Genomic DNA, 7,317 nt, shown 5'->3' with positions numbered 1-7,317 from the left:
CTATCGGGGTGTGTACTCGCGCTCGATCGGGACGGTGTCCTGACGCTGGCGCCGGAACCGGCGCGCAGACGGGGCGTTCACCCTGCGTCGCGATGAGCCTGGTTCAAATCTGCTGTTTCCCTTGGCAAGGGGCTTTGCCGCTCCTAGATTAACGCCTGAAACCCTTGGCCCTTTCCGGTTGGACCGGGCGGCCCGATCGGACAGAGAATGAATCCGAACTTCCGTAATTTTGCCCTCTGGGTGGTGATTTTCCTGCTGGTTCTGGCGCTCGTGACGCTGTTCCAGAGCCCGAGCCAACGCACCAGCACCAATGAAATCCCCTATAGCCAGCTCATCAACGAGAGCGAAGCCGGGCGGATTTCCAATGTCGTGGTCGCAGGCCAGGAGATTTCGGGCACGTTTTCGGACGGCCGCAGCTTCGTCACCTACGCTCCCTATGGCGACCCGGCTCTGCTGAAGACGCTGGCGCAGAAGGGGGTCCAGGTCTCGGCGCGTGCTCCGTCGGAGGGCACGCCCTGGTTCATGGCGCTGCTCGTCAATTCATTGCCCTTCGTCATCTTCATCGGCCTGTGGATCTTCATGTCCCGGCAGATGCAGAATGGTGCTGGTCGCGCCATGGGCTTCGGCAAGTCCAAGGCCAAGCTGCTGACCGAGGCGCATGGTCGCGTCACCTTCGAGGATGTCGCGGGCATCGACGAGGCCAAGGAGGATCTGCAGGAGATCGTCGAATTCCTGCGCGATCCCCAGAAGTTCCAGCGGCTCGGTGGGCGCATCCCGCGCGGCGTGCTGCTCGTCGGTCCTCCCGGCACCGGCAAGACGCTGACGGCGCGTGCCGTCGCCGGCGAAGCCAATGTGCCGTTCTTCACGATCTCGGGTTCTGATTTCGTCGAGATGTTCGTCGGCGTCGGCGCGAGCCGCGTGCGCGACATGTTCGAGCAGGCCAAGAAGAACGCGCCCTGCATCATCTTCATCGACGAAATCGATGCGGTCGGTCGTCACCGCGGCGCCGGTCTCGGCGGCGGCAATGACGAGCGCGAGCAGACCCTGAACCAGCTGCTCGTCGAGATGGACGGCTTCGAGGCGAATGAGGGTGTGATCATCATCGCCGCCACGAACCGCCCGGACGTGCTCGATCCGGCGCTGTTGCGCCCCGGTCGCTTCGATCGCCAGATCGTCGTGCCGAATCCCGACGTCGCCGGCCGCGAGAAGATCCTGCGCGTGCACGTCCGCAAGGTGCCGATGGCTCCCGATGTCGATCTCAAGATCCTGGCGCGCGGAACACCTGGCTTCTCGGGCGCCGATCTGATGAACCTCGTCAACGAGGCGGCGCTGCTGGCGGCTCGCCGCGGCAAGCGCATGGTCACCCATGCCGAGTTCGAGGATGCCAAGGACAAGGTCATGATGGGCGCCGAGCGCAAATCCATGGCGATGTCCGAGGAAGAGAAGAAGCTGACCGCCTATCATGAGGCCGGCCACGCCATCGTGGGCTTGTATGTCCCCGCCGGCATCCCGGTCCACAAGGCGACGATCATCCCGCGCGGTCGCGCGCTCGGCATGGTGAAGTTCCTGCCGGAGGGTGATCGCTATTCGATGAAGTTCAAGGAGTTCACCTCGCAGCTCGCGGTGGCCATGGGCGGTCGCGTTGCGGAGGAGATCACCTTCGGCAAGGAGAACATCACCTCGGGCGCCACCGGCGACATCCAGCAGGCGACCAAGATGGCCAAGGCCATGGTAACGCAGATGGGCTATTCCGATGAACTCGGCCTGGTCGCCTATGGCGACAACCAGGAAGAGGTTTTCTTGGGCATGTCGATGGGCCGGACCCAGAGCGTGTCGGAAGCGACCGCGCAGAAGATCGATAGCGAAGTGCGCAAGCTCGTCCACCAGGGCTATCTGGACGCCAAGAAGATCCTCAACGAACACCATGAGGAATTCGTCCACGTGGCCGAGGCGCTGCTCGAGTTCGAGACGCTGACCGGCGACGAGATCCGCGATCTGATCGCCGGCAAGCGCCCGACCCGCGATGCTGACGATACGCCGTCGGCGCCGCGCGGCTCGGCGGTGCCGAGTGCCGGCCGCGGCCGTAAGCGCGACGAGCCTGACGCTGGTCTGGAGCCGCAGCCGCTGGTCTGAACGGCCTCGGTCGGACCTGACACATGAAGGCGGCCATATTGGCCGCCTTTTTCTTTGCCTGCGATCAATGGTTAGGTGGGGCTGTTGCGTGTGACCGAGTTGGGGACGAGACCCGCGCGGTCGTTCCCGTCTTCGTTCCGGCGGCGTTGCCCATGATAAAATTCGTCATAAAACGTGACAAGGCGGAACGCATGTCCCGCTATAGAAGAACTCAACAGGGCCGGGAGCGGGCTGGTTGCAACCGCGCCCCGGTTGTCCGCGAAGCTCCCATCATGGCCGCCATCTGGATCGACTGGATATGACGCGCAAATATTTTGGAACCGACGGCATCCGCGGCCGCGCCAATGGCGTGATCACGCCCGATCTGGCGCTCAGGGTCGGCCAGGCAACCGGTATCGCGTTTCGGCGCGGCGAGTACCGCCACCGCGTGGTGATCGGCAAGGATACGCGGCTCTCGGGCTACATGATCGAGACGGCGCTGATCGCCGGCTTCACCTCGGTCGGCATGGATGTGCTGCAGCTCGGTCCGATGCCGACGCCGGCGGTCGCGATGCTGACGCGCTCGATGCGCGCGGATCTCGGCGTGATGATCTCGGCGTCGCACAATCCCTATGAGGATAACGGCATCAAGCTGTTCGGTCCCGACGGCTACAAGCTCAATGACGAGGTCGAGAGCGAGATCGCCGCCCTGATCGATTCCGATCTCGGAGCGCAGCTTTCGGAGGCTGCGATGCTTGGCCGTGCCAAGCGCATCGACAGCGCCCATGCGCGCTATATCGAATTCGCCAAACGCACCTTGCCGCGCAACATGAATCTCGACGGGCTGCGCATCGTCGTCGATTGCGCCAACGGCGCCGCCTACAAGGTTGCGCCCGAGGCGCTCTGGGAGCTCGGGGCCGAGGTCATCGCCATCGGGGTCGAGCCGGACGGCTTTAACATCAACAAGGATGTCGGTTCGACCAAGCCGGATGCCTTGGCTCAGAAGGTGCGCGAGCTGCGCGCCGATATCGGCATCGCCCTTGATGGCGACGCTGATCGCGTGCTGATCATCGACGAGCAGGGACATGCCGTCGATGGCGACCAGCTGATGGCCGTAATTGCGCGCAGCTGGCAGGAGGACGGTCGTCTCTCGGCGCCTGGCATCGTCGCGACCGTGATGTCGAATCTCGGGCTGGAGCGTTATCTCGCAGGACTCGGCCTGAGTCTTGAGCGCACCGCTGTGGGCGACCGTTATGTGCTCGAGCATATGCGGGCGAACGGCTTCAACCTTGGCGGCGAGCAATCCGGCCATATCATCCTCTCCGACTATGCGACGACCGGAGACGGGCTCGTGGCGGCGCTGCAGCTGCTCGCGGTGGTGAAGCGGATGGACAAGCCGGTCTCGGAAGTCTGCCACTGCTTCGAGCCGCTGCCGCAGATCCTCAAGAACGTGCGCTACAAGCAGGGCCAGCCCCTGACGGAGAAGCCGGTCGTCAACGCGATCGAGGCCGCCAGGCAAATGCTCGGGGATAGCGGGCGTCTCGTCATTCGTCCGTCAGGCACTGAGCCGGTGATCAGGGTGATGGCCGAAGGCGATGACCGCGACCTGGTGATGCGCGCTGTCGATGACATCGTCGATGCGGTGACCAAGGCCGCAGCCTGACGTAGCCGGCGGGCTGCGTTTTCGGTCAAGGATCATCCTGAAGCTAGGGCAGGTCCCTGTGCATTCCACCTTGAGAATGCACAGAGTTTGCTCGTTTGCACGAGATTTCGTGGTTAAGCGGTAAGGTTAAGCGTCGTTTAAGGAATTCGTGCCAGGGTCCTTCCCGTCGGTAACACGCGCGAGCTGAGTATCGCGTCGCGCAAACTCGAGGGACTCTGCCATGGGCAGCCTGAAAATTCTCGCGCTGGCGGGCGCCATGGCCTTCGGAGGCTCCGCAGTGGCCTCTGCTGCCGACCTCGCCCCTCTGCTGCCTCCACCGCCTGAGCCTGTTGCCCTGCGCGGGACGATTGGGTCCGGTTGGTATTTGCGCGGTGATGTAGGTGTCGGTTTGCAGACCGTCGGCAAGTACCAGCAGGACGACCTTGCGGCTGTCGGCGGCGTGCTTTTCAATAAAACCGATCAAACGGCCTTTTTCGGTGGCGTCGGCGTGGGCTACCGCTTCAACAATTGGTTCCGCATCGATGGTACATGGGAGTATCGCGGCGGAGGGACGATTGGGGTCAATGATAAGCTCTTCAACTCCTTCGCCAATGGCACCCAGACAAATACCTACAAGGGCAACCTCTCCTCGATGGTGGCCCTGTTCAACGCCTATGTCGATCTCGGCACCTGGAACTGCCTGACGCCCTATATCGGCGCCGGTATCGGTTATGCGCAGAACCGCATCTCGGGGTTGACCGAACAGGGCATCGTGTTTGCCAATGAGCCTTTCGGTCCGGTTTCCCCGACGCTGGGCACCGCGAGCAACGGCACCCGTTCCGGCGTCGCCTGGGCGCTCATGGCGGGGCTCGGCTATGAGGTGAACAAGAACCTGACCCTTGAAGTTGGGTATCGCTACCTCAATCTGGGCGAWGCCCAGTCTGGGCGCATTCAAAATGCATTCCTGACGGAATCCTATGGGCCGCTGAAGGCCAAGGACATCCAGAGCCACGACATCCGCATCGGCATGCGCTGGAATTTCGGCGATCCCGATTGCTGCGCGGCTCCGGCTCCGGTCGCCTACCAGGCGCCCGTCGTGCGCAAGTACTGACCAGCTGGCTTTCCAGTTTCGTAAGGAACGGCGCGGATCATCGATCCGCGCCGTTTGCATTTCGCAACTCCGCAAGACTGTGAGGCTCCAAGTCGGGCCGCGTTGACAAAGCCTCCATCCCTTCGCCCTATTTGTGCTTGGCCGAGGCGTTCGCAGTCGGGACACGCCTCCACTGACCAGGCTTCCAGCCCACGCGCCATCGCCGTTCGCGCTGGCCCTCTGCAAGGATATGATCATGAAGACACGCGCCGCCGTTGCCTGGGAGGCCGGAAAACCGCTGACCATCGAAACCATCGAGATCGGCGGCCCGAAGGCGGGCGAGGTCCTGGTCGAGGTGATGGCGACCGGCATCTGCCACACCGACGCCTACACGCTTTCCGGGCTCGATTCAGAGGGCAAGTTCCCGGCGATCCTCGGCCATGAGGGCGCCGGCATCGTGCGCGAGGTCGGCGCCGGGGTCACGACGCTGAAGCCAGGCGACCACGTCATTCCGCTCTACACGCCGGAATGCCGCAGCTGCAAAAGCTGCCTGTCGCGCCGCACCAATCTCTGCACCGCGATCCGCTCGACACAAGGCCAGGGCGTGATGCCGGACGGCACATCGCGCTTCTCCTGCGATGGCGGCGAGGTCTTCCACTATATGGGCTGCTCGACCTTCGCGAATTTCACGGTGCTGCCCGAGATCGCGCTGGCGAAGGTTCGTGAGGACGCGCCCTTCGACAAGATCTGCTATATCGGCTGCGGCGTGACGACGGGGATCGGCGCGGTGAWCTACACCGCCAAGGTCTGGCCCGGCGCCAATGTCGTGGTCTTCGGGCTCGGCGGCATCGGCCTCAACGTCATCCAGGGTGCCCGCATGGTCGGTGCCGACAAGATCATCGGTGTCGACATCAATCCCGGCAAGCGCGCCATGGCCGAGAAATTCGGCATGACCGRSTTCRTCAATCCGGCCGAGATCGGCAACGACAAGGTGGTGCAGGCGATCGTCGATCTGACCGGCGGCGGCGCCGAYTTYTCCTTCGACGCGACCGGCAATACCAACGTGATGCGCCAGGCGCTGGAATGCTGCCATCGCGGCTGGGGTGAATCGATCRTCATCGGGGTTGCCGAAGCCGGCAAGGAAATCGCGACCCGGCCGTTCCAGCTCGTCACCGGGCGGGTCTGGAAAGGCACAGCCTTCGGTGGCGCCCGTGGGCGCACCGATGTGCCGAAGATCGTCGACTGGTACATGGAGGGCAAGATCAACATCGATGATCTGATCACCCACAAGCTCAGCCTCGACGAGATCAATCACGGATTCGACCTGATGCATGAGGGCAAGTCGATTCGCTCGGTCGTCGTGTACTGAGCCGGCCGCTCTTCCGCCGCATCGACCCTCCATGGAAACCCGTCATCATCCCTGATCTCCGCTTCACCGCGGCAGGGATGATGATGTGGATCAGGCTTGGACTGCGCGTCGCGAACGACCGAAAGGGACATCATGGAACTCCTCTCGAACTCCAAGGCTTTCGGCGGCTCGCAGCGCGTTTTCCGACACGAGAGCGCGGTCTGCGCCTGTCCGATGACCTTCGCGATCTTCCTGCCGCCACAGATCGAAGATGGCCCGGTTCCGGTGCTCTGGTATCTGTCGGGGCTGACCTGTTCGCACCAGAACGTCATGGACAAGGGCGAGTACCGCGCTGCCGCGGCCGCGAACGGCATCGCGATCATATGCCCGGACACGTCGCCACGCGGCGACGGCGTGCCGGACGAGCCCGACAACTGGCAGTTCGGCTCCGGTGCGGGCTTCTATCTCGATGCGACCCAGGAGCCCTATGCCCGAAACTACCGGATGGAGAGCTATCTCCTCACAGAGCTGAGCGAGATCGTCGCTCACAACTTTCCCGTCGACATGAGCAGGCAGGGCATCTTTGGCCATTCCATGGGGGGGCACGGCGCGATCACCCTCGCGCTGAAAAATCCCGATCGCTTTCATTCGGTCTCAGCCTTCGCACCAATCACGCAGCCTTCGACGGCGGGTTGGTCGCGGCCGGCCTTTGAAAAATATCTCGGCTCCGATGAGGCGGGCTGGCGGCGTTACGATAGTACTGCGCTGATCGCGGACGGCCACCGGGTCAAGGACCTCCTGGTTGACCAGGGCACGGCCGACGGCTTCCTGCAGGAGGGGTTGCGGCCGTGGCTGCTCGAAGTGGCCTGCGTCAGCGCAGGTATTCCGCTCGAGCTCCACATGCGGGATGGCTACGACCATTCCTACAATTTCGTCTCCACTTTCATGGCGCAGCACATCTCCTGGCACGCCCAGCGCCTGACCCCCTGACGTGGATCGCAGCCGTTCCCAGGCGCCGGGAACGGACTGGCCCGCCCCGTGTTGATGAACGTAACCGTTCCGCATGCGGGGGAAGCAATCATGCCATCGAGCCGCTCTGCGATCGCGGAACGCTCCTTCTTCACG

General features: G+C 63.3%; 6 protein-coding genes. All 6 read left to right on the top strand.

The genetic code is table 11. The annotated features are described in order from the left end of the window. The first annotated feature begins 207 nt into the window (after nucleotides 1–207). The 6 genes from ftsH to fghA all read left to right on the top strand — a co-directional run bounded on the left by ftsH (nucleotide 208) and on the right by fghA (nucleotide 7,182). Entirely contained in the window at nucleotides 208–2,133 is a 1,926-nt protein-coding gene (gene ftsH, locus AC1D34_RS31480) for an ATP-dependent zinc metalloprotease FtsH (RefSeq protein ID WP_113513338.1), read from the top strand. A gap of 23 nt (nucleotides 2,134–2,156) precedes the next feature. Beyond that, nucleotides 2,157–2,435 (top strand): hypothetical protein, encoded by a 279-nt coding sequence (locus AC1D34_RS31475; protein WP_476770885.1) that lies wholly within the window; start codon nucleotides 2,157–2,159, stop codon nucleotides 2,433–2,435. Continuing rightward, complete coding sequence (glmM, locus tag AC1D34_RS31470) at nucleotides 2,432–3,775, top strand: phosphoglucosamine mutase (protein ID WP_113513340.1); 1,344 nt, start codon at nucleotides 2,432–2,434, stop codon at nucleotides 3,773–3,775. The genes AC1D34_RS31475 and glmM overlap by 4 nt, the downstream gene beginning before the upstream one ends. 220 nt (nucleotides 3,776–3,995) lie before the next feature. After that, a complete protein-coding gene (locus AC1D34_RS31465) occupies nucleotides 3,996–4,865 on the top strand; it encodes an outer membrane protein (RefSeq protein ID WP_476826344.1) in 870 nt (289 codons plus the stop codon). A 235-nt stretch (nucleotides 4,866–5,100) separates the two neighbouring features. Beyond that, complete coding sequence (locus AC1D34_RS31460; protein WP_476826343.1) at nucleotides 5,101–6,213, top strand: S-(hydroxymethyl)glutathione dehydrogenase/class III alcohol dehydrogenase; 1,113 nt, start codon at nucleotides 5,101–5,103, stop codon at nucleotides 6,211–6,213. Nucleotides 6,214–6,345: 132 nt separating this feature from the next. Further along, on the top strand, nucleotides 6,346–7,182 hold the full coding sequence (fghA, locus tag AC1D34_RS31455; RefSeq protein WP_441488231.1) for an S-formylglutathione hydrolase: 837 nt from the start codon (nucleotides 6,346–6,348) through the stop codon (nucleotides 7,180–7,182). Nucleotides 7,183–7,317 lie beyond the last annotated feature (135 nt).

This window comes from Allobosea sp. P1_A7, from assembly GCF_056406775.1.
Note: the sequence above shows the minus strand (reverse complement) of the source record. Positions and strands in the feature narration are given on the sequence as shown.